This window comes from Paenibacillus sp. JT22N7, from assembly GCF_059383875.1.
Genome location: NZ_JBXENY010000017.1, coordinates 72,918 through 98,855, shown reverse-complemented (window position 1 = coordinate 98,855; position 25,938 = coordinate 72,918). Strand labels below are relative to the sequence as shown.

At 50.3% G+C, this 25,938-nt stretch carries 20 protein-coding genes; all 20 read right to left on the bottom strand.

Annotated elements, in window-relative coordinates; genetic code table 11:
* Positions 1-50: 50 nt before the first annotated feature.
* The 20 genes from AC50Y5_RS31455 to spoIIE all read right to left on the bottom strand — a co-directional run bounded on the left by AC50Y5_RS31455 (position 51) and on the right by spoIIE (position 25,592).
* Positions 51-1,016 (bottom strand): aminotransferase class IV, encoded by a 966-nt coding sequence (locus AC50Y5_RS31455; RefSeq protein WP_494865534.1) that lies wholly within the window; start codon positions 1,014-1,016, stop codon positions 51-53.
* Positions 1,013-1,594: an aminodeoxychorismate/anthranilate synthase component II gene (pabA, locus tag AC50Y5_RS31450; protein WP_494865532.1), complete on the bottom strand. Its 582-nt coding sequence runs from the start codon at positions 1,592-1,594 to the stop codon at positions 1,013-1,015. Before pabA ends, AC50Y5_RS31455 begins: the two co-directional genes overlap by 4 nt.
* 14 nt (positions 1,595-1,608) lie before the next feature.
* The gene (locus AC50Y5_RS31445) at positions 1,609-3,246 is read right to left on the bottom strand and encodes an anthranilate synthase component I family protein (protein WP_494865530.1); all 1,638 of its coding nucleotides are present in this window, start codon (positions 3,244-3,246) and stop codon (positions 1,609-1,611) included.
* A gap of 299 nt (positions 3,247-3,545) precedes the next feature.
* Positions 3,546-4,484 (bottom strand): cysteine synthase A, encoded by a 939-nt coding sequence (gene cysK / locus AC50Y5_RS31440; RefSeq protein WP_056034771.1) that lies wholly within the window; start codon positions 4,482-4,484, stop codon positions 3,546-3,548.
* 307 nt (positions 4,485-4,791) lie between these two features.
* A complete protein-coding gene (locus AC50Y5_RS31435; RefSeq protein WP_494865528.1) occupies positions 4,792-5,763 on the bottom strand; it encodes a peptidylprolyl isomerase in 972 nt (323 codons plus the stop codon).
* Between the two features lie 18 nt (positions 5,764-5,781).
* A complete protein-coding gene (gene hslO, locus AC50Y5_RS31430) occupies positions 5,782-6,681 on the bottom strand; it encodes an Hsp33 family molecular chaperone HslO (RefSeq protein WP_056034777.1) in 900 nt (299 codons plus the stop codon).
* A 3-nt stretch (positions 6,682-6,684) separates the two neighbouring features.
* Positions 6,685-7,455, bottom strand: a complete 771-nt coding sequence (locus AC50Y5_RS31425) for a type III pantothenate kinase (protein WP_056034779.1) — start codon at positions 7,453-7,455, stop codon at positions 6,685-6,687.
* Positions 7,452-8,336: a carboxylating nicotinate-nucleotide diphosphorylase gene (nadC, locus tag AC50Y5_RS31420; protein WP_056034781.1), complete on the bottom strand. Its 885-nt coding sequence runs from the start codon at positions 8,334-8,336 to the stop codon at positions 7,452-7,454. The genes AC50Y5_RS31425 and nadC overlap by 4 nt, the downstream gene beginning before the upstream one ends.
* Positions 8,329-9,945 carry an L-aspartate oxidase gene (gene nadB, locus AC50Y5_RS31415; RefSeq protein ID WP_494865525.1) on the bottom strand — a complete coding sequence of 539 codons (1,617 nt, stop codon included), beginning with the start codon at positions 9,943-9,945 and terminating at the stop codon, positions 8,329-8,331. The genes nadC and nadB overlap by 8 nt, the downstream gene beginning before the upstream one ends.
* A 39-nt stretch (positions 9,946-9,984) precedes the next feature.
* A complete protein-coding gene (gene nadA, locus AC50Y5_RS31410) occupies positions 9,985-10,923 on the bottom strand; it encodes a quinolinate synthase NadA (RefSeq protein WP_046234439.1) in 939 nt (312 codons plus the stop codon).
* Positions 10,924-11,339: 416 nt separating this feature from the next.
* Complete coding sequence (locus AC50Y5_RS31405) at positions 11,340-12,302, bottom strand: ABC transporter permease (RefSeq protein WP_056034787.1); 963 nt, start codon at positions 12,300-12,302, stop codon at positions 11,340-11,342.
* A gap of 1 nt (position 12,303) precedes the next feature.
* Positions 12,304-13,398 carry an ABC transporter permease gene (locus AC50Y5_RS31400; protein WP_494865523.1) on the bottom strand — a complete coding sequence of 365 codons (1,095 nt, stop codon included), beginning with the start codon at positions 13,396-13,398 and terminating at the stop codon, positions 12,304-12,306.
* A 5-nt stretch (positions 13,399-13,403) separates the two neighbouring features.
* Entirely contained in the window at positions 13,404-14,951 is a 1,548-nt protein-coding gene (locus AC50Y5_RS31395; RefSeq protein WP_494865521.1) for an ABC transporter ATP-binding protein, read from the bottom strand.
* Between the two features lie 118 nt (positions 14,952-15,069).
* The gene (locus AC50Y5_RS31390; RefSeq protein WP_056034796.1) at positions 15,070-16,137 is read right to left on the bottom strand and encodes a BMP family lipoprotein; all 1,068 of its coding nucleotides are present in this window, start codon (positions 16,135-16,137) and stop codon (positions 15,070-15,072) included.
* A 517-nt stretch (positions 16,138-16,654) separates the two neighbouring features.
* Positions 16,655-18,655 (bottom strand): ATP-dependent zinc metalloprotease FtsH, encoded by a 2,001-nt coding sequence (gene ftsH, locus AC50Y5_RS31385; RefSeq protein WP_056034799.1) that lies wholly within the window; start codon positions 18,653-18,655, stop codon positions 16,655-16,657.
* A 104-nt stretch (positions 18,656-18,759) separates the two neighbouring features.
* Positions 18,760-19,299: a hypoxanthine phosphoribosyltransferase gene (gene hpt / locus AC50Y5_RS31380; RefSeq protein ID WP_046234433.1), complete on the bottom strand. Its 540-nt coding sequence runs from the start codon at positions 19,297-19,299 to the stop codon at positions 18,760-18,762.
* 49 nt (positions 19,300-19,348) lie between these two features.
* Positions 19,349-20,779, bottom strand: a complete 1,431-nt coding sequence (tilS, locus tag AC50Y5_RS31375) for a tRNA lysidine(34) synthetase TilS (RefSeq protein WP_056034979.1) — start codon at positions 20,777-20,779, stop codon at positions 19,349-19,351.
* Positions 20,780-20,857: 78 nt separating this feature from the next.
* Positions 20,858-21,781 carry a protein kinase domain-containing protein gene (locus tag AC50Y5_RS31370; RefSeq protein WP_056034801.1) on the bottom strand — a complete coding sequence of 308 codons (924 nt, stop codon included), beginning with the start codon at positions 21,779-21,781 and terminating at the stop codon, positions 20,858-20,860.
* Complete coding sequence (locus AC50Y5_RS31365; protein ID WP_056034804.1) at positions 21,765-22,490, bottom strand: vWA domain-containing protein; 726 nt, start codon at positions 22,488-22,490, stop codon at positions 21,765-21,767. Before AC50Y5_RS31365 ends, AC50Y5_RS31370 begins: the two co-directional genes overlap by 17 nt.
* Positions 22,491-23,099: 609 nt before the next feature.
* Positions 23,100-25,592 (bottom strand): stage II sporulation protein E, encoded by a 2,493-nt coding sequence (gene spoIIE / locus AC50Y5_RS31360; RefSeq protein ID WP_494865516.1) that lies wholly within the window; start codon positions 25,590-25,592, stop codon positions 23,100-23,102.
* Positions 25,593-25,938 lie beyond the last annotated feature (346 nt).

Sequence of the window (25,938 nt, the reverse complement as noted above, 5' to 3'; positions counted from 1 at the left end):
ACACCTTTAGCTATTCTAGTCTTCATGCGCAGCTGATTGACGCTTCCACCTTACTTGCTTCTCATCGTATCGGAGCGGTAAGCCTTTAGCAGCTGGCGCGTGATCGGGCCGGCCACAGTCCCGGCTTTCCCGGCTTCCGCTTCCGCCTTAAGCATGGCTGCATTTCTGGCCTTTCCGTAGCCCGCGCCGCCTCCTGCACCCGCCTCTTTGCCGACCTGCACCAGAGTGCCGTCGGGACCTGATAACCGCGTCACTGGCACCAGTTCCTGAACGGAGCCCGTCAGCCAAATTTCATCTGCCCCAAGCAGCTGGTTCCAGCTGTAATGGCCTTCCTCCACCTGAAAGCCCGCCGCACGGGCCAGTTCCATAACTCGCTCTCGCGTAATGCCAGGCAAAATGCCTGTATCAACCGCGGGCGTCCGAATGACACCATCCTGGGCAAAAAAAAGATTGCTGACGATGCCCTCCGTCAGCAGGCCAGCACCGCTCAGCATCAATCCTTCTGCTCCCGGCGAGGCATTGCTCGCGGCCAGCTCGCGCTTCGCTATAATATTATTCATATAATGCAGTGATTTAAGCCGAATCTCGCCTTCTGGCGTATTGCGCTTCGTATGCAGCAGCCTAAGCTCGCGGCCATGCTCATAAAGCGCGGCCTGATAAGGCGGCAGCGGCTTCATCAAGATCAGCTCCTGCGGCTGCTCATAATCGCCCACCGGCAAGCCTAGCCCGCCATCGCCTGCTGTAACGGTCAGCCGGACATAACCATCCTTCAGCCCATTCGCATGAAGCAGCTCGGCGATCCTCGCCTCAAGCGCGCTTTGATCCGCTTTGTAGCGAATGCCCAGCGACAAACAGCCCGCCTCCAGCCGCCGCAGATGCCGTTCCAGCAAATAAGCGCGGCCGCCATAGGTCCGGAACGTCTCGAACAAACCCAAACCGTACAAAAAGCCGTGATCATATATTGAGATCACAGCTTGACCGGCATCCATGACAACGCCGCCAAAAGCGACCTTCATCGCGGCGTGCCTGTACGAATTTTCAAAAAGTTGCGCAGCAGCGTCAGCCCATGCTCGGAAATAATCGATTCCGGATGGAATTGCACCCCTTCAATCGGGTATTCTTTGTGGCGAAGGGCCATAATTTCGCCTTCCGCTGTTTCTGCACTGATTTCAAGACAGTCTGGCAGGGTCTCTTTTTTCACGATAAGGGAATGGTAACGGGTTGCGGTGAACGGCGAAGGGATGCCTTCAAAAATCGTTTTGCCGTCATGCACCATTTGTGATGTTTTGCCATGCATCAAACGTTCAGCGCGAATGACATCGCCGCCAAAAGCTTGTCCAATCGCCTGATGGCCAAGGCACACGCCGAAAATCGGAATTTTTCCTTTAAAATGCTCAATGAGCGACAGGCTGATGCCCGCTTCGTTCGGAGAGCAAGGTCCCGGAGAAATCAAAATATGATCAGGTGCCAATTGCTCAATGTCCGCCAGCCCCAGCTCATCATTTCTTTTCACAACAATGTCCTCGCCAAGCTCGCCTAAATATTGCACCAGGTTGTAGGTAAACGAATCATAGTTATCTATTACGAGAATCATCGCATGCGCCCCCTCTAATGTTTGCGCCCGCTTGGCGCAGCCTGCCTGAACCGTTCACTATACTCAATCGCCTTCCACAGCGCCTTCGCCTTGCTTAATGATTCCTTATATTCCCGCTCCGGCTTGGAATCAATGACGATGCCTGCTCCGGCCTGAATATGCACCATGCCATCTTTGACGACCATAGTTCGTATGATAATATTAAATTCCATATCGCCATTATAGTCAATCCATCCGAGCGAGCCGGTATAAGGACCACGCCTTACAGGCTCCAGCTCTTCAATGATTTCCATCGTGCGGATTTTGGGAGCGCCTGTTATAGTTCCGCCTGGGAAAGTAGCCGCAATCACATCGTAAGCATCCTTGCCCTCGGCAAGCCGTCCCTCCACTTGGGATACCAAATGCATCACATGCGAATATTGCTCTATGACCATCAGCTCTTCCACTTTCACAGTGCCGTAAGCCGAAATCCGCCCCAAATCGTTGCGCTCCAAATCGACCAGCATAATATGCTCGGCGCGCTCCTTCTCACTCGTCCGCAGTTCCTCCGCCATGAGCTCGTTTTCCACCTCTGTTCGGCCGCGTCTGCGCGTTCCGGCAATTGGGCGGGCTGCAAGCAAGTCGCCACGGCGCTCAACGAGCAGCTCCGGGGAAGCCGAAACGAGCTGAAAGTCAGGACAGCGCAGAAAGCCCATATATGGAGAAGGATTAATGAGACGAAGCCATTCGTACAGCTCTTCTGGCTGCACACCCAGCGCCCGGCTCTGCCTCACCGATAAATTAACCTGAAATACGTCGCCTTGCCCGATGTAACGCTGAATTTGCCGAACAGCCTCCTCAAAGGCTTCCTTCGAAAAACGCGTACTGATCCCGCCCATCTCATCCAGATTGCTCTGGAGGGAATCGTCCGTGGCAAGCTGCAGACGCTCTTGACGCAGCTGGCGGCTGTCGCTTGTGCTTGAGCTAGCAGCATGATTCACGCCCCGCTGTCCATTCGCTTCGCTTCCGAACCGCTTCTCCCAATAAACGGCCATCTCATCGGCCCGCGAGCAAGCTTGCGCATAAAGACGCCGCAGCTCCTCTTCACCCGCATCGCTTGGCACAAGCGTATGCACCGCGCAATATAGCTTCTTGTCGCTATGATCGACAATCCACAGTTCATTTAAACGCAGAAATAAATAATCCGGCAAATTCAAGTCGTCCTCCGTCAGCTCCGGCAGCCGCTCAATCGAACGAATGACGTCATAGCTCCAAAATCCGACACAGCCGCCCGTCCATTTCGGCGTGCCAGCTGCTTCAAGCTTCGGCGCGCGATAAGGCTCCATCCAGCTCCGCACCACTTCGAGCGGCTTGCCTTGATAGCGTACGACTGAATCAGCCGCCTGTGAAGCATCGGCGAGATCTGGGCTCAACGCCTGGGCTTCCGCCTCCAAACCTTTGCCGCGAATGACGCTTTCCGGCTGCAAGCCGAGATACGTATAGCGCCCGCCCTTGCCGCTCTCCAGCACAAAAGCATACGGCGATGCATCCCGCCATGCCTCTTCCCATGAAGCGACGCCTTCTTCTCCAAGCGGCAGCTCCCGCAGCAGTGGAAAAGTCGTATACTTCTGCTCGGCGTGCCACCCTAACCAATAGTCCAAGGCGGTGAACATCACCTTCCAACCCCCGATCGACAAGCATGTTTATTTTGCCTAGTATACAGAATACCCGCCCAAAAGGAAAGAGCGCTGCCACCATATTCATGCGGCCCATTACGCCCATCAAGCGTAAACGGCTGCAGCCGTCCTCTGGCGGCAAAGCTGCCGTGTCGAAGGTGAATGCTAAGCCGTTTATAAGGGTGAAACTTATACATTCTTATAATTGAAAAAAGCCCTCCACTCAAATGAATGGAAGGCCAGTCAAACGGTACACCGCTCCAATTAAGGCACGGCCCCGCGCTTGGACATAAGTGTTAGTTCTCGAAGTTGAACAGCGGCGTACTGAGGTAACGCTCACCGTTACTTGGAACAACCGCGATAACGCGCTTGCCTTTGCCGAGTTCCTTCGCTACTTTCAAAGCAGCATAGATTGCAGCACCGGAGGAAATTCCGCACAAGATGCCTTCTTCTTTCGCAGCACGGCGTGCGTAGTCGAATGCATCATCATTTTCAACGGTAATCACTTCGTCGTAGATCTCACGGTCCAAAATCGTCGGCACGAAGTTAGCGCCAATACCTTGGATTTTGTGAGGGCCAGGCTGTCCGCCCGAAAGCAGTGGGGAAGCCGCTGGCTCAACCGCGTAAATTTTAATATCTTTGAAGTTCTTCTTCAGCACTTCGCCAGTACCCGTAATTGTGCCGCCAGTACCAATGCCCGCTACGAATGCATCCAGCTTGCCGTCCAGGGAGTTGATCGCCTCAACGATTTCTGGGCCTGTCGTCTCGCGGTGGATTTTCACATTCGCTTGGTTATTGAACTGCTGCGGGATAAAATAGGACGGGTTTTCTTTCGCCAGCTCTTCAGCTTTGCGTACAGCTCCGTTCATGCCTTCCGAACCCGGCGTCAGAACCACTTCTGCACCATAGGCACGAAGCAGGTTGCGGCGCTCAATACTCATCGTCTCAGGCATAACAAGAATAGCTTTATAACCTTTAGCCGCTGCTACCAAGGCAAGACCGATACCTGTGTTGCCGCTCGTAGGCTCAACAATTGTATCGCCTGGCTTAATGACGCCTTCCTGTTCAGCTACTTCGATCATGCTGATTGCGATACGGTCTTTTACGCTCGCACCTGGGTTTTGATATTCAAGCTTCACATAAATTTCAGCGCTGTCCTCAGGAACAAGACGATTCAAGCGAACTAGCGGTGTATCACCAATTAGATCAGTAATGCTTTGCACGATTTTTGCCATGTGTCATACTTCCTCCTTATTCCGACTAATTCAGTTGGTTTTTTAACTAATTCCATCTTATCAATGAGTTGTATTCGTTGTCAATACCTTCATTTCCTTCAAGCGAAAACGGCTGGCTAACGCCATCCCCGACGGAAAAAGTTCCGTTTTGCATTGAAATATAAGCCTGATATAAGTAGAAGCCTTATAAATGCTTATATTTTGAAAAAGACGGATTGTTCGCCCATTTTCCAAACGTCTGGCGAATACGGCTATATGATGCTCCAATATAATGGAAGCTTATAAACAAACCTAAAATTTCTTATATTTACGGAAAGGTGACAGCATCATATTTGTCCAATAGCTGCTGCTCAATTTGGCTTAGCGAAGGAGCCTGTGATAAAGCCAGCTCTTTGCGAACAAGTTCATGCAATTGCTGCCCCTGTGGCTTATCCGTTGTATGACGCTCCATCAAACGAATAATGGCATAACCTTCGGCAATGGCTATCGGGCCGGCAATCTCTCCCGTACCCAGCTTGCTTGCTGCTGAAAGAATCGCCAGCTCATGAAACGGGTCATTCGCATCAATAAGGCCTAAATCACCGCCAGCCTCTGCCGTAAAAGCATCTATTGAGTTTTCAGTCGCGGTTTGCGCGAAATCCGCTCCTTGGGACAGTTTGTCCAGCACGCGGTTCGCCTCTTCCTTATTCGCCGTCACAATCCAGGATAAGCGATATTGCAGCTTGTCGCCGTACTGTTCCTCATGATCCGCAATGTAGCGTTCAACCTCAGCGTCCGGCACGTCCACTTTTTGGATCGCTATTTTTTCAGTCAACAGCCTGTACTTCACATCCTTCAAAACTTCCTCTTTGGACATGCCAAGCTGCTGATCCATGACCCGGTAAAAATCCTCTTCGCTATCGTACCCTTCTGCCTGCTCCTCCACAGCTCTCTGCTGTTCCTGAGCGGTAACCTCAAGCTGCTGCGAGGCAGCTTCTTGGTCAATGGCGCTGTGAATCATCATCAGCTTGAGGGTGGCTTCGCCATATTGCTCGCTGAGCCTGTTCATCAGCTCGCTTACCCTAATGCTGTGATTGCCAATGATGGCAATAATTTTATCGTTTTCCGAGCTGCCGGGTACTATCTCATTGCCCGTCTCCGTACGTGTTCCCGAATCCGGCTCATGCTCTGGCAGCCCTTCAGAAAAAGGCGACAATCTCACTACAACAACTACACTGAGCACGATCATGCACAACGCCTGAATGACGACGATCGTCCTGACTACACCGATTTTGTTCATTGCCCGGTAGCCTCCATCTTAATGGATCGGCTTCGGTTTGGCTTGGTCGAGCAATTGCTCCAGCTCAGTACGGTTAAACTGGTACGCTTCATTACAGAAGTGGCATACGACCTCTGCTTTTCCTTCTTCTTCAATCGTTTGCTGCAATTCCGATTCGCCCATGCTGATCAGAGTCTGCTCTACGCGCTCGCGCGAGCATTTGCATTGAAAACGCAAATCCAGCGACTCATGGATGACAGCATCGTCGCCGACGACCCATTTGAGCAGCCCTTCTGGCGTCTCGCCCTGATCGAGCAGCGCAGTGACAGGAGGCATCGCACTGAGCGCTTTCTCCAGCTTTGTAATTTCTGCATCCGTAAGTCCTGGCATCAGCTGTACGATAAAGCCGCCAGCGTGGATGACGCGGCCATCCTCATCGACCAGCACGCCTAGCCCAACTGCGGAAGGCGTCTGCTCCGATACGGCAAAATAATAGGTGAAATCTTCGCCCAGCTCGCCGGAAACAATCGGAACGCTGCCGCGGTAAGGCTCTTTCAGGCCTAGATCCTTTGTAATATGAATATAACCGCTATGGCCTACTGCACCTGCAACATCAAGCTTGCCCTGCGCATTGCTTGGAAGCAGAACGAGCGGATTGTCCGTGTAGCCTCGCACTTCTCCATGAGCATTTGCATCAACAACAATTTGTCCCATTGGGCCATCGCCCTTCACTTGAATCGTCAGCTTTTCTTCGCCCTTCAGCATGGCGCCCATAATAGCTCCGGCTGTTGCCGTTCTGCCGATCGCCGCCGTTGCTGTCGGCAGTGTACCGTGCCGGCGCTGCAGCTCATCGACCAATTGCGTTGTACGGGCAGCGAAAACACGAATTTTGCCTTCCCATGCCGTGCCGCGCACCAAAAAATCTTTCCTTTGCTCCATCGTCTATCCCTCCTGATTCCGTTCATATATAATACGCAAGCCTTCTAATGTCAGAAGCGGATCAACTTCATCTATCGTTTCCGATTCTGAGCTAATTAACTCAGCCAAGCCGCCCGTCGCGATGACACGCGGCGAAACTTTAAACTCCTTGCGAATTCTGCGCACGATACCGTCCACTTGTCCAGCATAGCCGTATATAATGCCCGCCTGCATAGATGTGACCGGATTGCGGCCGATTACGCTTGGCGGCTTCACCAGCTCAATGCGCGGCAGCTTCGCCGCCCGCTGATAAAGCGCCTCTGTCGAGATAGCAATGCCCGGCACAATGGCGCCGCCCAAATAGCTGCCAGCGGCATCAATGTAATCAAACGTCGTTGCGGTGCCAAAGTCGACGACAATAAGCGGGCTGCCATATTTGACGATGCCCGCCACCGAATTCACGATGCGGTCAGCACCGACCTCGCGAGGGTTTTCATACCGGATATTGAGTCCTGTCTTCACGCCTGGGCCGACGATATACGGTTTCTTGCGCAAATACTTCATGCACAGCTGCTCCAGCGTCCGCATCAGCGGCGGAACGACGGATGAAATAATGACGCCTTCCATCTGCTCCAAACGCATGCCGGCAAAATGAAACAAATGATGAAAGTTGATGCCATATTCATCAACTGTAGCGGAACGATTCGTGCTGAGCCTCCAGTGATGGAGCAGCTCCTTGCCTTGATAAATGCCCAGCACTATATTCGTATTGCCGACGTCAATGACGAGAATCAAGACATTGCCCCTCCCTTCTTCGCATTAAGGTCGAGACTAATATCAAGCGATTGAAAGGAGTAGGTAAGGCCTCCTACCGAAATGACATCTACACCGCAAGCGGCTATGCCGTGAATCGTATCAAGCCGCACATTGCCCGAAGCTTCTACAATAACATGTGGCGAGCGCTGCTTGATTTGCTTGACAGCTGCCTTCATCATGTCTTGCGGCATATTGTCGAGCATAATAATATCGGCGCCGCATGCAATCGCCTCATCGACCTGCTCCAAAGATTCCGTCTCCACTTCGATCTTCATCGTATGGGGAATGCCTGCTCGCGCTGCTTCCACCGCTTCCCGAATACCGCCTGCGCCCTTAATATGATTATCCTTGATCATAACGGCATCATATAAGCCAAATCGGTGATTCGAGCCGCCACCTACGCGAACGGCATATTTTTCAAGCAAGCGATGGCCTGGCGTCGTTTTGCGCGTGTCGACCAGCCTAACCGGCAAGCCCTGCAAAGCCGCTACAAATTCGCTTGTCTTCGTCGCAACGCCGGACATCCGCTGCATTAAATTAAGCGCAAGGCGCTCCCCTGTCAGCAGACTATGGATGCTGCCCTCTACTTCCGCGAGCACGGTGCCTTTTTCCACATACTGCCCATCCTCAACCTTCGCCGTGAAGACCAGCGAGCGATCAACGGTTTCAAACACAAGGCGAGCAATCGGAATGCCGGCAATCCGTCCATTTTCCTTTACATGAATAACAGCCTTCGCCTGCGCCCCGCGTGGAATCGTCATAGCGGTCGTTACATCGCCGCTTCCGATATCTTCCGCAAGCCAGCTGCGTATTTGTGCGCGCAGTGCTTCATTATAGCCGTCCAGCGTCGTCTCAAACATTGGTTAACCGCTCCTCTGTCCTCCCGTATACACGGTGCATTACAGTATGCTTGCGCCAAGCCTGATCATTGCGCTCCGGGAAGTCCTCACGGTAATGCGCGCCGCGGCTCTCCTCCCGCTGCAAAGCGGATTCCGCCATCAGCAGGGCGCATGTCAACATATTGGCAAATTCAAATTCTTCCCGCTTGGTCAGCATCGCTTGAAAAATCGGAAGCTGGCGCCGCAGCTCCTCAAGCCCCTTCTCCAAGCCCTTCGCATCACGCTGCAAGCCTGCGTACCTGACCATAATCTTTTGCAGCTTCAATCTCCGCTCCACAACGGCCTGAATCGGCACGCTGCTGCGCGGTACGCTGCTCTCTATTATAGGCTGAATCTCTGCATGCTCTGCAAGTTTATCAATCGCCTCGACGATTCGCTTGCCGAAAACGACCGCTTCCGACAGCGAATTGCTCGCTAAGCGATTCGCTCCGTGAACGCCTGTCGAGGAAACCTCGCCGCAGGCGAACAGCCTTTTAATATTGGTTTCCCCATCGAGATCGGTTTTAACGCCGCCCATCATATAATGTGCAGCAGGGGCAACCGGAATCCAATCCGTCGTCAGATCCAAACCATAACGCAAGCAGAATTCATAAATATTCGGAAAACGATGCTTCACCATATCCGGCGACTCATGCGTCACATCCAAATAAACGAAGGTTGATTTCGTGGCCTCCATCTCGCTAATAATGGCGCGGGCCACCACGTCACGCGGCGCCAGCTCCAGCTGAGGATGGTAATGCTCCATAAAACGCTCGCCCCGCGTATTGCGAAGTACGGCTCCCTCGCCGCGCACCGCTTCTGAAATCAGGAACCGCGGCGCCCCTGGGTAGCATAGGGAGGTCGGATGGAATTGAACAAACTCTACATCCTGTATATAAGCTCCTGCCCGGTAAGCCATTGCGATCCCATCGCCTGTGGCTACTTCAGGATTCGTCGTGTAACGATAGAGCTGGCCGGCTCCGCCAGAGCATAAAATGGTCGCCTTGCCGCGCACAAGCAGACGCGAGCCGTCGGGCTTTTGCACAACAGCGCCAACACATTCTCCATCATTAGTCACCAAATCGATGACAAAATGGTCGTCCCAAACTTCAATACCCGGCTTAGACAACGCTTTCTCCGATAAGGCTCGTACAATTTCGTAGCCCGTCGCATCCCCATTCGCATGCAAAATACGGCGCTGGCTGTGAGCGCCTTCCTTCGTCAGCGCAAACTCGCCATTTTCCAAATCGAACTGCGTGCCCATTTCAATGAGCTGATTTACACCCTCTGGCCCCTCGTGCACAAGCACATTGACCGCATCCTCCGAGCACAAGCCCGCTCCCGCAATCAACGTGTCATCGCTGTGATAAGCGGGTGAATCATCCTCCGATATGACCGCGGCAATGCCGCCCTGCGCATAGCGGGTGTTGCTGTCCAGCAGCGACTTCTTCGTAATCATCAGCACGGAATGCCGATCACTTGCCCGAAGTGCGGTAAAAAGACCGGCAATGCCGGCCCCAATCACAATAACATCCTTCTCGATTACCGGCAGTTCGTCTAAATTGATGTCTACAAGGTATCTGGGAATCATTTTTCGCGCCTCCAGGCATAGGAGTAGCGCATGCTGCTCCTATTTCACGAGTAACATGCGCTCCAAGGACAAGCGTGCTTGATCCGCCACATGCGGCGGTACATAGATTTGCGGCTGCATCGTTTCGAGGCATTTTACCAGCTTTTTGAGGTTATTAACCTTCATGTTCGGGCAGACCAAATATTTAGATGCAAAAAGGAATGTTTTGTCCGGGCTGTCCAGCCGCAGCTGATAGCCAGTGCCATCCTCCGTGCCGACGATGAACTCCTTGCAATCCGATTCCTTGCAGTATTTAATAATCGCTGTCGTACTGCCGACAAAATCACCCAGCTCCACCACTTCAGGGCGGCACTCAGGATGCACAACAAACTGCGCATTCGGGTGTTTCGCCTTCATTTCCTCTACATCCTTGACCGTCAACATGTCGTGCGTGTTGCAGTAACCTTCCCAGATAATCATATTCTTATCGGTTTTCTGCTGCACGTAATGCCCCAGGTTTTTGTCCGGTACCCAAATGACGTCTTGGCCTTCCACGGAGTTTACAACGTTAACCGCATTTGCCGATGTACAACAAATGTCAGTCTCTGCCTTAATTTCGGCAGATGAGTTAATATACGTAACGACGGTCGCATTCGGATGCTGGGCTTTCAGCTTGCGAAGACCATCAACATTGACCATATCCGCCATCGGGCAGCCTGCACGCTCGTCCGGAATAATAACCGTTTTGTTCGGTGCCAAAATTTTTGCGCTCTCGCCCATAAAATGCACGCCGCAAAATACGATAACATCCGCGTCCGTCTGCGCCGCTTTTTGTGCTAGCAAAAAAGAATCTCCACGGAAATCTGCAACCTCTTGAATTTCATCACGCTGATAATAATGAGCAAGAATGATGGCGTTGCGCTCTTTCTTCAATTGCATTAGCCGTTCCCGCAGTTCGCGGTTCTGCTCCGCCTTGCGTTCAAGTGCCAGTGCTTCCACAGTTAATCCTCTCCTCTTATGAGGGAAGGGCAAGCTGATTGCCCATTCCAGATATGGCTACTTCCGACTTTGTGAATTGATGCACAAACCTAAAAAGTCGTTCGCCTTTCATTTGACCTTTACGGTAAATTCATTTGATAAGGTTTAATTTACTCCAGGCAGATCATGCTGTCAATGCGTTTATGACAAAAGTGTGAATTCCCATTAAAAATAGCGCCTGCCGCAGCTGAACTTTCCATCATTGGCGACTATTGTGTATAAATGCAGCATTTACGCACATAGTTATCAACAAGTTATCCACAATCGTGGATTTTCTGTGACTAACCTTGCGCAAATGATCAGAATACAAAAAACTTCCCTTGGATTGATCACGACATACGTGATATCCATGGGAAGTTTGGAGCTCTTTGATTCTATTAGCGTTTTGCCGGATCGTATGGTTCGCCAAGCGAGCCTGGAGCAGAAGAACGTCCTACTGCACCTACGAGTACAACCAACGTCAATACGTATGGCAGCATATAGAAAAACTCGGTCGGAATTTGCTGCGACCAATCGAACAGTTGGGCAAAGTTGCGAATCGCTTGCGCGAAGCCGAAGAAAATAGCAGCTCCCGCAACGCCAAGCGGATTCCATTTTCCGAAAATTACAGCCGCGATAGCGATAAAGCCTTGGCCCGAAATGGTATTATGGGCAAAGTTGCTCGTCGTTGTTAACGTAATGGTCGCACCGCCAAGACCTGCAAGTGCGCCGCTAAGCAGCACGCCGATATAACGGTATTTTGTTACGCTGATCCCCACTGTGTCGGCCGAGCTCGGGTATTCTCCGACTGCGCGAAGGCGCAAGCCGAAGTGCGTTTTGTACAGTACAATATAGCTGATAATGACAAGCAAAATAACAACATATGTCGTCGGATAAGCTTTAAAGAACGCCTCTCCAAAAAACGGAATATCTGATAAATAAGGGATTTCCCATTTGTTGAATACATGAGTCAGCGTTGTTGTCTGTCCCGAACCTTCATACAAGCTCTTCGTCAAATAAATCGCGATGCCCGCTGCCAAAATATTAATAACGACACCGACTATCGTCTGATCCGCCTTAAATGTAATGGTAGATACCGCATGTAGAAGGGCAAATATCACCCCATATATAGCTGCCCCCACTAAGCCTATCCACGGAGCAGATTCCTCATAACCAGCTTGTATCGCATAGTCGGTAATGACTGCTGCCGCGAACGCGCCTGACACCATCAGGCCTTCGAGACCGATATTAATAACGCCAGATCGCTCAGAAAAGAGACCACCGAGACCGGTAAAAATAAGCGCCGTAGAAAATACAAGCGTAACGTTAATAAGCTGACCCAATATTTCCAGTGCATTCATATTAGATCGCCTCCTTACGCTTGTCTGCACGTCGTCCAAGGAATGGTTTTATGAAAAACTTTACTATGCCATGCGAAGCAATAAAGAAGATGATCGAACCAATAACGATTCGAACGAGCTCTGGCGGTACGCCCGCTCCAAAGCTCATACCCGCAGAGCCATAGCTGAGACCACCGAACAGTATAGCACCGAACAATACGCCAATTGGCGTATTGCCGCCAAGCAAAGCAACCGCGATACCATCAAAGCCATAGCCCCAAGGCGCTGCTAGAATCGTCTGATAGCCAAATACGCCCAGCGTCTCAAACACGCCTGCCAGCCCCGCAAACAAGCCGCTAATAAACATCGACTTTACAATGGTGCGATTGACATTGATCCCTGCATACAGCGCTGCGTCAGGGCTTTGACCCACTGCTCTGAGCTCATAGCCCTGCTTCGTTCTCCACAGAATAATATAAAATACAACAATACCGAGCAAGGCAATGACCGTGCCCCAATGCATACGGGCATGATCCATCGCATCGGACAACCAGCCAATCGATACCAGTGCAGATTCTTGGATTGGATCTGATTTTTGCTGCCCTTTTGCCACAAAAAATGCGCGAATAATGTAATTGGACAAATAAAGCGCGACCCAGTTCAACATGATGGAAGAAATAACTTCGTTAACGCCGCGAACAGCCTTCAAATAGCCGGTCAAGGCCGCCCATAAGCCTCCGCACAGCGCTCCGACAATAATAGCAAGCGGAGCATGTAGAAACCACGGTAGGTCAAGCGTAATCCCTATGACGGTTGCACCAGTCATACCCATCATGAACTGGCCTTCTACCCCGATATTAAACAGGCCCGTACGGAAAGCGAAAGCAACCGCTGTACCTGTGAATATCAGCGGGGTAATTGCACGAATAGCCTCGCCCATATCGTAAGGACTGCCAAATAGCTTTTTGATCAGCGATTGGTAAGCCAGTATAGGATCGAACCCGCCTGCCAGCATGGCTATCGCCCCGCATAACAGACCCAAAATGATAGCCACCAAGGGGACGAGGAAAGATGTTTTATTGAATGTTTTTCCAGCAATTCCTTTGACTTTATCCATGGTTGCTATCTCCCACCTTTGCTCGGCTGATTCGCCGCCGAATTGCCTGCCATCATTAGACCCAGCTGTTGATCATCACGCTGATCAGCATCGGCATAGCCCATTATTTTACCTTCATACATAACCGCAATGCGGTCAGACAACGCGTACAGCTCATCCAGCTCGAACGATACAAGCAAAATCGCTTTACCTGCATCCCGCGCTTCAATCAGCCGCTTATGCACATATTCAATCGCACCTATATCCAAGCCACGAGTCGGCTGCACAGCTATGAGCAATGATGGGTTTTTCCAGAGCTCACGGGCTATAATAGCCTTCTGCTGGTTGCCGCCCGACAAGGAGCGGGCCTTCGCCCCAATACCTGACGAACGTACATCAAACTCCGTTACTAATTGATTCGCAAGCAAGTCTATTGCTTTATAATCGATAAAGCCGTTTTTGCCGAACTGCGGATCAAAATACGTATCCAGCACCATGTTTTCGCTGAGCGTGAAATCTAGTACCATACCATGCTTGTGACGATCCTCTGGAATGTGGCTTACGCCTGCAACGGACAACTGGCGCGGCGTTTTATTGATCATTTCCTTACCCTGAAGCTTTACAGATCCGCCTGATGCTTTACGCATTCCTGTAATGGCCTGTACGAGTTCACTTTGTCCATTTCCATCAACACCAGCAATACCCAAAATTTCGCCCGCACGGATATCAAAGGCTACTCCGTTCAGAACAAGTTTTTTCTCTTCGCCCTTCATCGTAAGATTGTCGACGGAAACGATAAGCTCTCCAGGCACTTTCTTAGTCTTTATAGCCTGGAAATTAACATCGCGGCCTACCATAAGTTCAGCAAGCTGCTGCTCATTCGTTTCTTTGGTCGTGACGGTACGCACAACCTTGCCACGACGAATAACCGTAACGGAATCTGCAAGTGCCATAACCTCTTTGAGCTTATGCGTAATCAAAATAATGGACTTGCCTTCGGCAGCCAAATTGCGCAAAATGCCAATCAGCTCTTCGATTTCCTGTACGGTCAGCACCGCTGTCGGTTCATCGAAGATCAAAATTTCGGCCCCGCGGTACAAAGTTTTCAAAATTTCCACACGCTGCTGCATGCCCACCGTAATATCTTTAATCCGCACCTGCGGATCTACTTTCAATGCATAACGCTCCGAGATGGAACGGACTTTGTCATTTGCTTGCTTATAATTGACGAATGTGCCAAACTTGCGCGGCTCATTGCCAAGCACAATATTTTCAGCCACCGTAAATGGCTGTACGAGCTTAAAGTGCTGATGCACCATGCCAATTCCGAGTTCAATCGCCTTACCTGCACCTTCAATAACTGTTTTCTTGCCGTTAACCCAAATTTCTCCTTCATCCGGCTGATACAGCCCGAACAAAATGTTCATCAATGTGGACTTGCCTGCACCATTCTCGCCCAGCAATGCATGGATTTCGCCTTTCTTGAGCTCAAAATCAATCGAATCATTGGCTACAAGACCGGGAAAGCGTTTCGTAATCCCCTTAAGTGTGACAGCCGCTGCACTTTGTTTCATCCAGTTATCCTCCCCGGTTTGTTAGCTCCCAATCTCAAAAAAGGACAAGACCAGCTCATAGCAGGTCTTGTCGGCTGTACATAATAAACAAACGACATCTAAATAGATTGATTGAAAATTATTTAATATCAGCTGGAACTACAAGCGATCCGCTAATAATTTGTTGTTTGTAATCTTCAACTTTTTTCATAATTTCTTCAGAAACGTTAGGGTTGTTTTCTGGCAGACCTACTGCGCCGTCTTTCAAACCAAGAACAAGCGATTTGCCGCCTTCCCATTTGCCGTTAATCAGGTCATTAGAAACTTGGTAAATGGCAGCTTCAACGCCTTTAAGCATGGAAGTAAGCGTGACTTCGTTGCCGAATTCGATCGATTGGTCCTTATCAACACCGATTACCCAAACATCTTGGCCTGCTTTTTTACGAGCTGTTGCTTCGTTAAATACGCCGTTACCAGTACCACCAGCAACTTGGAAAATAACATCTACGCCATCATTGTACATAACAGCTGCTGCTGCTTTACCCAAGTCTGGTTTGTTGAATTCACCCGTGTAGTTGCGAATGATTTTTGCATCAGGATTTACTGCCGCTACACCTGCGTTGAAGCCTGCTTCAAACACAGTTACGCTTGGGATTTCCATGCCGCCCACAAAACCAATTTTATTCGATTTTGTTGTCAAGCCAGCAACTACACCTACAAGGAACGAACCTTCGTTAGCTGCGAAGTTAACAGAAACAACGTTTGGTGCGTCAACAGCGGAGTCGATGATGCCGAACTTGGAGTCTGGATTGTCTTTCGCTACTTTACCCATTGCATCTTGGAACAGGAAGCCTACGCCCCAGATCATATCGTATTTCTCAGAAATGAATGCGCGCAGATTCGGTTCCATATCAGCGTCGCCTTTACTTTCAAGATATTTCGTCTCCGAACCTGTATCTTTAGTTACTTTTTGCAAGCCATCCCAAGCGCTTTGGTTGAAGGATTTATCATTTACGCCGCCTGTATCTGTAACCATACCGATTTTGAGCTTAGCACCTGCTGCTGCCGATTCTTCAGGTGCAGCAGACGCTTCAGGCGACGCTGCTCCGTTTGTGCCAGAAGTACCCTTGTTGCCACCGCCACAAGCAGACAATACTAATGCGAACATAAGAACAATAGACAACATAAAACCTAAACGTTTTTTCATCTTCGATTTCTCCCCTTAATATAGATGTGTTGTAACTGCAACCTGCTTGCTTCTATTATTGTTGTTGTGCTTGGCTGCTATTCTCTTTATTATAATTGCTTATCTACATACGTCAACATTTTTACGTCATGTAACATGACATAGAAATTTTGTTCACGTCTATATCTCACAATTATTTAACATTTGTGCCAAACACGCCATTAAAAACCTCACACACACCCGACAAAACCAAATAATGGCTACGTTTTACCTCTATTATTATAGGCTAAACCCGAACATTAATAAAGTAAAATTAATCAGGCGTAAACGGCTGAAGCCGTCCTCTGGCGGCAAAGCACCGTTTCGAGGGTGAAATATAAGCCCTTTATAAGGACGTACCTTATAAATGCTTTTATTTCAAAAAAAGACAGCTATTTTCTCGGTCACTACTGAGAAAATAGCTGTCTCCATAAACAACGGGAAAGGACGATTGTTCAACGACCGACTATACCTGGTTTAAAACACGTCCTTATCCTGTTTATTTCGGTTCTTCCTCATCGTTCGGTTTATCATCAGGCTTATCCAATGAAGGCGGAGTAATTTCTCCCGCTTCTCTTGATTGAATACGAACCTTTACATCGCCAATCGTATCGACGATTGGTTCAGTCGTTGGTTCAACAGCAACATTCTCTGCTTCGCCTTCCGCCAATTCAAGCGTGCCTGTTTCGATCAAACGTTTGATTTGATCCATTTCAAGCGTCTCTACAGATAGAAGTGTCTCCGCAATGGTGTGAACTTCTTTCGATTTCTCGGTGAGCAATTTTTTGGCACGCTCATAACAAGCTCCAATAATCGCTTGCATTTCTTGGTCAATTTCGTAAGCGATCGCATCGGAGTAATTTTGTTCATGGCCGATATCACGTCCAAGGAACACCTGTCCTTGCGAGCTTCCGAATTGCAATGGACCAAGCTTGTCGCTCATTCCGTATTCCATAATCATCGCACGAACGATGCTTGTTGCTTGTTTAAAGTCACTGTATGCGCCTGTGCCGATTTCGCCGATAAACAATTCCTCAGCTACACGTCCGCCAAGCAAGCCTGTCACTTTATCCAGCAGCTCCTGCTTCGTTACGAGCATCCGATCTTCCTTCGGCAGCATGATGACGTAACCGCCAGCTTTACCACGAGGAATAATGGTCACTTTATGAACGAGATCCGCATGCTCCAGGAAGAATCCAATAATCGTATGTCCAGCTTCATGGAAAGCAACAATACGCTTCTCACGATCGCTGATTACGCGGCTTTTCTTCTCTGTACCTACAATTACGCGGTCAATCGCTTCATCAACCTCAACCATTGCAATATCTTTCTTGTTGCGACGGGCAGCAAGCAGTGCTGCTTCGTTCAGCAAGTTTTCAAGATCTGCTCCGGAGAAGCCTGTTGTACGTCTTGCGATAATATCCAGCTTGACGTCCTTGTTAAGCGGCTTATTGCGGGAATGCACTTTAAGCACCGCTTCACGGCCTTTCACATCTGGACGATCTACCGTAATTTGACGGTCAAAACGTCCCGGACGCAGCAAGGCAGGGTCCAAAATATCAGGGCGGTTCGTTGCTGCAACGATAATAATGCCTTCGTTCGCTCCAAATCCGTCCATCTCGACGAGCAATTGGTTGAGCGTTTGCTCACGCTCATCGTGACCACCGCCAAGACCAGCGCCACGTTGACGGCCAACGGCGTCAATCTCATCAATAAAGATAATACATGGTGCATTTTTCTTCGCATTTTCGAACAAATCACGGACACGGGATGCGCCGACACCGACGAACATTTCCACGAAGTCCGAACCCGAAATACTGAAGAATGGCACGCCTGCTTCACCGGCTACTGCACGGGCAAGCAACGTTTTACCTGTTCCCGGAGGACCATTGAGCAGAACACCCTTAGGAATACGGGCGCCTACCAGATTAAACTTACGCGGATCTTTGAGGAAGTCAACAACTTCAACAAGCTCTTGCTTCTCCTCATCCGCCCCTGCCACATCCTCGAAAGTGATGCGCTTCTTCTCTTCATTGTAAAGCTTAGCGCGGCTTTTGCCGAAATTCATGACTTTACCGCCGCCGCCTTGCGCTTGATTCATTAAGAAGAAGAACAGAACGAATATAATCACAAACGGAATGATGGAAGTAAGGAGTGTAAGCCAGACACTTGGCGTATCCATTGGTTTATACTGTAACTCAAAACCGTTTTTCACTGCGGCTTCACGCAATACCTCGCCTGAATCAATCCCTGCACGCGATGTGAACTGTATGCTCTTCGCGCTTTCGGGCTGTTTAATGTATTTACCAGAAATATAATAAGACTGACCATCGTACTTTATCATCATTTCCGCGACGTTGTTCTCATTAATAGCAGCGCGAAGCTGATCATATCGTATTTCGACGGTAGTATCATTCTGATTGCTGATAAACTGAATAATCCCGACGGTTACCAAAAAGATGATCAAATAAAATCCAGTGTTACGGATGATCCGATTCATCTCCTACCTCCTCTCAAGACGCTTTTCATATTTTAACATAGCATGACTTTCCATCACAATAGAACCACTTGGAGGACAGCCATACTGGCTAAGCCCATTTAAGATTACTTCTCGTACACTTCCGGTTTCAAAACGCCAATGAACGGCAGGTTGCGGTAACGCTCGGCAAAATCAAGGCCATAACCGACAACGAATTCGTCCGGCAGCGTAAAGCCCGTGTAGTCCGCTTCGAGATCTACCGTACGGCGCGCTGGCTTATCGAACAGCGTAGCGACCGTAACCGATTTGGAATTGCGACGCTCCAAAACATCAATCAAGTAGCTCAGCGTCAAGCCGCTGTCAATAATGTCCTCAACGATGAGCACATCACGGCCTTCAACCGATACATCAAGATCCTTAATAATCTTGACCACACCTGAGGACTTGGTCGATTGACCGTAGCTCGACACCGCCATAAAATCAATTTCCAGCGGAATTGTCATTTCCTTAATCAGGTCGGACATGAAAATAATGGCCCCTTTAAGGATACAAATAACGAGAGGGTCACGCCCTTCAAAATCCTGACTGAGCTTCTCGCCCATCTCACGCACCTTGGCCTGAATCTGTTCTGCATCGTACAGCACTTCTTGAATGTCGTTTAACAACGGATTAATCCCCCTACAGTACTTATGTTTATGAGTGTAACAGTGCTTCTTATTCTTTCGTCAGACGAATGAATAATAGTTCCTTCGTGCTTGGGCTGATAAGCGCATGGCCTGATCGCCTGATGCCTGGAATCCACAGCAGCCGCCCGTCTGCATCAAATAGCAGGGGATAGCTTTCACGCTGTGAAGGAGGCAGCTTTTCGTCAACGAACATATCTTGCACTTTTTTAGACCCATTTAATCCTAAAACTTGAATTCGGTCACCACGGCGCCGATTTCGTACAGTCAGCGGAAATGCAAGCTGCTCCATATCGAAGCACGCTTCATGGCGGCCTGCCAGTTTCCCAGCAGCCTGATCATCAGCTGTCCGCCGCTCAAATACGAGCTTCCAGCCGCCCGCCTCTACCTCTATGTATTGCTGGGTCAAAGGTGCAACTGCAAGCGCATAGTCCGTATTCACGTCCACCTGTTTCGGCAATCTGACAAAACGCATATGGTCGTATTCACGCAAACAGCGCAAGCCGTTACCAATATCCATACGCCAGGTGCTTGAACTTTCGGGCGCTGCGGCAAGCCGCATAGACTCGATATGCTCGAAGGAGACCACATCAGCATCCCTCGAAAGATAATCTAATATTAGTTTAATCAATCTCCTTTGTAAAGCGACATGAAGGCCTGCCAAACGACTGCAGCTTACAGAACATTCCTCCGGCTCCGTATAGGCTAATTCTTCGAATAAAGCTTTAGTCTGGCTATCCAGCCATTCATCCTCGGCCCCCGCCACTTCAGCAAGGCGGCCAAGCGATTCGGACAGCTGCGGATTGAAGCTGGATAACTGCGGAATTACATCCAGACGGACAACATTGCGAAAGTAATGGCGCTTCTCGTTGCTGCTGTCCTCGCAATACGGAATGCCATAATGATGGCAGTATCGTAAAAGGTCTGTTTTGTTCTTACGCATGAGGGGGCGAATGAGTTCCACGTTTTTTTCTCGCCTGCGCAGCGCCATGCCAGAAAGCCCCGAAATGCCGCTCCCACGAATGAAATGCATGAGCACCGTTTCCGCTTGATCATCGGCATGATGGGCAAGGGCAATCGCCTGCGCGCCCCACCTCTCTGCAACCTCATGCAAATAGGCGTAGCGTTTCGCGCGCGCCGCCGATTGTGCGTTCATTTTTGTTTCTTCTATATAAGCAGGCAAATCGAGTTCTGCCAGCTCAAAGGGCAGCCCAAGCTCGCCTGCATAGCGCCGAACGACCTCCGCCTCCAGCGCCGACTCCTCCGGCCGAAAGCCGTGATTCACATGAGCCGCCACAACGCTTATCGCACCGCTTGACTTCAGGCGGCTCATGAGATGCAGCAGCGCCATGGAGTCAGGTCCCCCGGACACGGCAACGACTATGCAGTCTCCTTCACTCCACAGCCGTTCAGCCGCTGCCAGCTTCTGGACTTCGGGAAGCATATCGATTCCTATCGTCATTTCCTCTTCCCTCATTCCCTTCTGGCCGCCGCCTTCAACAAAAAAGCTAGCGAAGCCTTCCTATAACATCTTATGTCATTACATACCCACGCGAAGCAGCCAATAAACCGATACAGCCAGCATAATCGCCGAGCCTGCAACTAGTCCTTTAAGCCAAAAAGGAGTCGGAGCAGTCTGCTTTCCGTTCGTTCGGTGCATGAGCAAGCGCCATGCCTCCGCGCCTTCAGAAGCATCTGCGAAACGGCCCGCAAGCGCTTCTGCGAGCCAGCCCGCAATCGGCTTCAGTGAAGCATTGGTTGCGATGAGCTGCTCCAAATCCTCGGTCGAACGGTTTTGCGGGAGCAGCGTCAAGGTAAGCTGGTGCAGCCGCTTCGGGTCGTGCATCTGGATGCACAGCACCGCGAAAGAAAATAAGTCGTATTTCAAATCGGCTGCCCGAGACCCTGCATTCCAGTAGCCGCGGTCATAAATTTCAGTAAACTGGCGAATGCTCTTTCCTACCGCCGTCACCCCGCCGTAATCCACCAGCTCGACATGCCCATAATCGGCTACCATCACATTTTCCATCTTCAAATCGCAAAATACCCAGCCCTTGCTGTGAAGCTCCGCCAGTTTATTCAATAAATTGAGGCTGACCAGCGGGAACCATTCCTTGCCGTTTTGCAGCAAATACGCAGACAAGTTCACTCCGCGCACATACTTCATAATATAAAAAGGGTAATCTCGTCCATCGGAGCCTTGCAGATCATCCACATCATACAAGAATGCAGGCGCCTGGCGCCTTCCCTGCTTCGCAAGCGTCTGAAGCACATTAATTTCCGACTGCAGGTCGACCGCGTCAGCGCCTACCTTAAGCGCGACCCAGCCCTGGTCCGAGTGGACCAAGTACACTTTGCCATTGGCGCCTTCCCCAAGCAGACGCTCGACCCGATACTTACGGCGCTTCCATTTTCCAGTCACCACAGTGCCACGGCGGAGACTGATTCTAAACGACGTAGTCACTCATCATCCCATCCGTTTCTTCTCTGCTCCTCCTACCATAATCCCCCTGACGATAAAAATCAATGACCTGCATCAGCGCAGGACCCGTTGGCGTCGTTCCGCTCATTTGCAATTTTGGAAAAATGGACTGCGCTCCCGTCAAATTATCCGTCCAGCCCAAATCCATTTTGCACTCCTCTCCATGCCTTCCGCCTGGAAAATGAAAGACAGCGATTTCGCTTTTCCCCTGCCTTGCTTGCAGGCTCAGCATTAGGTCGCGGATCGCTTCTTCTACCGCAATGAGCTTTGGCTTCATGCTGGCGCTGGCGTCGATAAGCAGCGCCACCTGCAGACTTGAGCTTTCCCCAAGCTCATCCATCACCCTCACGACCTCGCTGCGTGTCTCCGGCGGCAAATCCTCAATCGCCCCGCTGCCTAGCACATGCTTAAGCTCCTTCTGCACAGCCAGCTGAATCGTCTGTACGACCGTCTTGCGCGTCATCATCTGAACAGTCTGCGCCAGCTGCCGCGTATGAACTATTCGGCTGATGCCGCCGCCAGCCCTTGCGATTTCCTCAATCTCCATGCTGCCGGATTCGCCTGCATCACCATGATCAAGCACCCCAACAACATTGACCGCAATACCTTCCGCCTTCGCATGCGCCGCTGCTACAATCGGACTAAGCCCTACATTCGAACAACCATCGGTAATAAGCAAAATTTGTTTCATCCCTATCAATCTCCCTTCACAAGCGTAAACGGCTTTGCCATCCTCTGGCGGCAAAGCATTCGTTTCGCGATGAAATATAGAGAAAGTATGGCGATATCATATACTTTCCTATATTTTAAAAAACGAATAAAATCAAGCGTAAACGGCTGAAGCCGTCCTTTGGCGGCAAGCTTCCGTTTCGCGTTGAAATATAAGAATTTATAAGTGTGAAACTTATAAATTCTTATATTTGCACAAACATCCACGGATCAGCTGCCCACCCTACATAGGAGACAAGGAGCTGATTCTATCAGTTTTGCCCATTTTAAGAGAGATAAACGGCTATGCGCAGAAAAAAACCAGCGTTTATTCATAGCCGCTCCCCTTTGAAGCCCGCTATGAATGAACGCCGGTTCGGCTAATCACCTCCAAGAAAACACTTTGTTTAAGCTCCCTAGCTCCCGACCAGCTACTTCACCTCCGTTTAATATGTGAGCCAAGGTGAAACGGCTGTCGCCGTCCTTGACGGCGCGGCGCGTTTCATTCCGAGAAATATCCTTTCCTATATTTCTAGCAAATCGTCCCGATCTTCTCTCCTTTCTCCTTTTTACTATCCCATTCTTACATAAGCTAGCTTACCGTCCGCGGACGCTCCATCCGCGTCAGCCCCGGCCAGCGGAATGCCGCCCACTCCGGCAAATGCTTGTCCACGCGTGCCACCAGCACGGTCATATCATCGATAATCTCCCCCTTATGATGGCGCACAACCGTATCGAGCAGCACATCCGCCATTTCCTGCGGGTCCTCCGTTTTCAGCTCATGAATAATTCGTTTCATCCACATCTCCTTATTGACCGCATGGCCCGGCGCATCATAAATGCCATCGCTCATCATAATGAGCGCATCTCCCGGCTGTAGCTGCATCGATATCATATCCACATCAATATCCTGTAAAATGCCGATTGGCAAATTGTTAGCCGTAACTGGAATCACTTCCTTGCCGCGCTTAATAAAGCTCGGCGTTGAGCCGATTTTCATAAACATCGTTGAGGCGGTATAAAGATCGATAATGGCGAGGTCCACGGTTGCGAATACTTCATCTGAGGAACGCAGGAGCAGGATTGAGTTGACCGATTTGACCGCGAGCTTCTCGTCCATACCCGACTTGAGCAGCTGCTGCAAAATCGACAGCGCTGCGCTGCTTTCCTGGCGCGCCCTCTCTCCATTTCCCATGCCATCGCTAATCGCCACGGCAAATTTGCCGTTGCCAAGCTCCACCATGCTAAAGCTGTCGCCTGACAGCAGATCGCCCCCTTTGGCCGCAGCAGCAACGCCCGTTTCAATTTCAAATACTTTGGCGGAGCCAAATACGACTCTTGTTGCTTCTCCATTTTTCTCCGGTTCCTCCTCAAGTTTAACTGCAATATGCTCACCTAAAATATCCGTAAGCAGCGGCGCAATAATTTTGCGACACTCATCATATCCCTTGCTAAATGTATGGTACAGCTCAATATCAACATTGCCCTCCTCCAAATTAATCACTTCAATTTCTCGAATCGACAGGCCCAGCCCCTCCAGCGCCTCCCTAATTTGCTCCTCCTGCAAATGCAGCGTTTGTCCCTCGCGGCGAATTTCCTTCGCCAAGTCCTCCATAACCTGGGACACGCCGGTTAATTGCTCAGCCACCAGCTGACGGGAGTCGAATATTTGCTTCTTCCAGTGCATATTATTTTGATAAAGCTCGTACTGCTGCTTCATGACAGACATCACCTGCGTCGACTTGGAGCAATGGGCAGTCCACGTTCGCGGCATATCCTTGGCTCCAGGAGCCCGCTCCTGCTCGACCGTCGTCATCATCTCGGTCATCACTTTATAGGTTTGATAAAATTTATCTCCCCAGCATGCGTTTTGCCGATGGCAGCTAGCACAGCTTCGAGCCGCCACCTCATTCATAAAATGAGTAATCTCGTCTTCGCGGTTCATCGTCACGACACCGCCATTTAATTGTCCGAAGCTTCGCGAGAGCTGCCGGAACATCTCCGAATATTGCGTGACCCGCTCCGCCGTCACTTCTCGCACCCGCTTCGCATATTCATGCTGCGACTTGGCATGCTCATTCGTTCCCGGCACATAGCGGGATATCGTCCGGATCATGACCCGCGGCGTCAAAATCAGCATGATAGCTGCTGTAACGGATTCCCAAGTGGACGCCATCACATCGCCTTGGCCGCCTACATATACAGCTAGAATGGACGTCCCGAGCAGCATGCCGAAGGCTACGGCCATCTTCCCTCCATCCCTTAGCAGCCCCGCTAATAGGCCCGCAAATGCCAGCAGACTCATCTGCACAATGGCGTTAAAGTCCGCAAGGCTGAGTATGAGCCCCGCGATGACTCCAACCGATGCACCAAGCGGCGCTCCCCCAGCAAGCGCGAACAGCACCAGCATATACCGCGACATAATATGCTCCACCGACATGCCGTAAATCACCCAGCCAACTGCCCCCGTCATGACGGAAGCGAGCAAAATCATTAGACATATAATTTCCTCGCTCCGCAGTGCCGCCGTTTTCTTAGACATGGTCAGCACCGGTATGGCCTGAATGAACACGAGTGTGAGAACGAAGCCAAGCGCCGCTTCCACGACAACCAGCATGATGCTGTACCAGGTCAGCGTGTCCAAGGTGAAGGCATGAAACAATTGGACGAGCAAGGTGGCGGTAAATACGAGCAGCGGAGCCGAAGCAAGCTCAGCTTTCTCATAGGCTTCGAGCCCCTTGAACAAAAGAAATAATGCCGCAATTTCCATCGCAATCCAGACCGGGGAGGGTGTAACCGCAAAGAAGCTCCCCACCACCACTGACAGCCCAACCCAAGCAACCGCATCCTTTCGAAGAAAATAAATGACGGCGAAATAAGCGGCGGCAAACGGCATAAGCGACTCCAAAATGACGGCTCGTCCAAGCAAAAAACCAACAGCAACAAGCAGGAAGGTCCATTTTTTCGCCAGCACCAGCTGAATAAATCGCTGCGAGGCAACGCGCTCCTTGATTTTACCGATTCGAGGCTGCAGCCATCCTTCTTTCTTTCCTCTGGGAAATACGAGCACACTTTCCTTGTTCATCCGCAGACACCACCATTTCCGAATGTATTGTGTTTCCCATTATAGGAGGTCGTCCACAGGAAGTTTGTCAGTTTAACGTAGGCGGGCCAAAAGTTTTTTCCGACAAAATCAACTGCCCTCGCAGTCCTTGTCAAAAGCAAATTTCCGCTTGCCCTGACTGGGCTCATGCCGTCCTCTTTGCAGCCATTGCCTCAAACAGCTTCAACAAAAACCGTCTATCAGCACTTCCATTTGTTGGCGAATATACAGGTGAATGTGTCGGTATTGAAAGAGTAGGGGAGGAAAAAACTTTGAGGCGGCACATAAACGCAAAAAAAGCAGAACCATAAAGGCTCTGCTCTTGTCA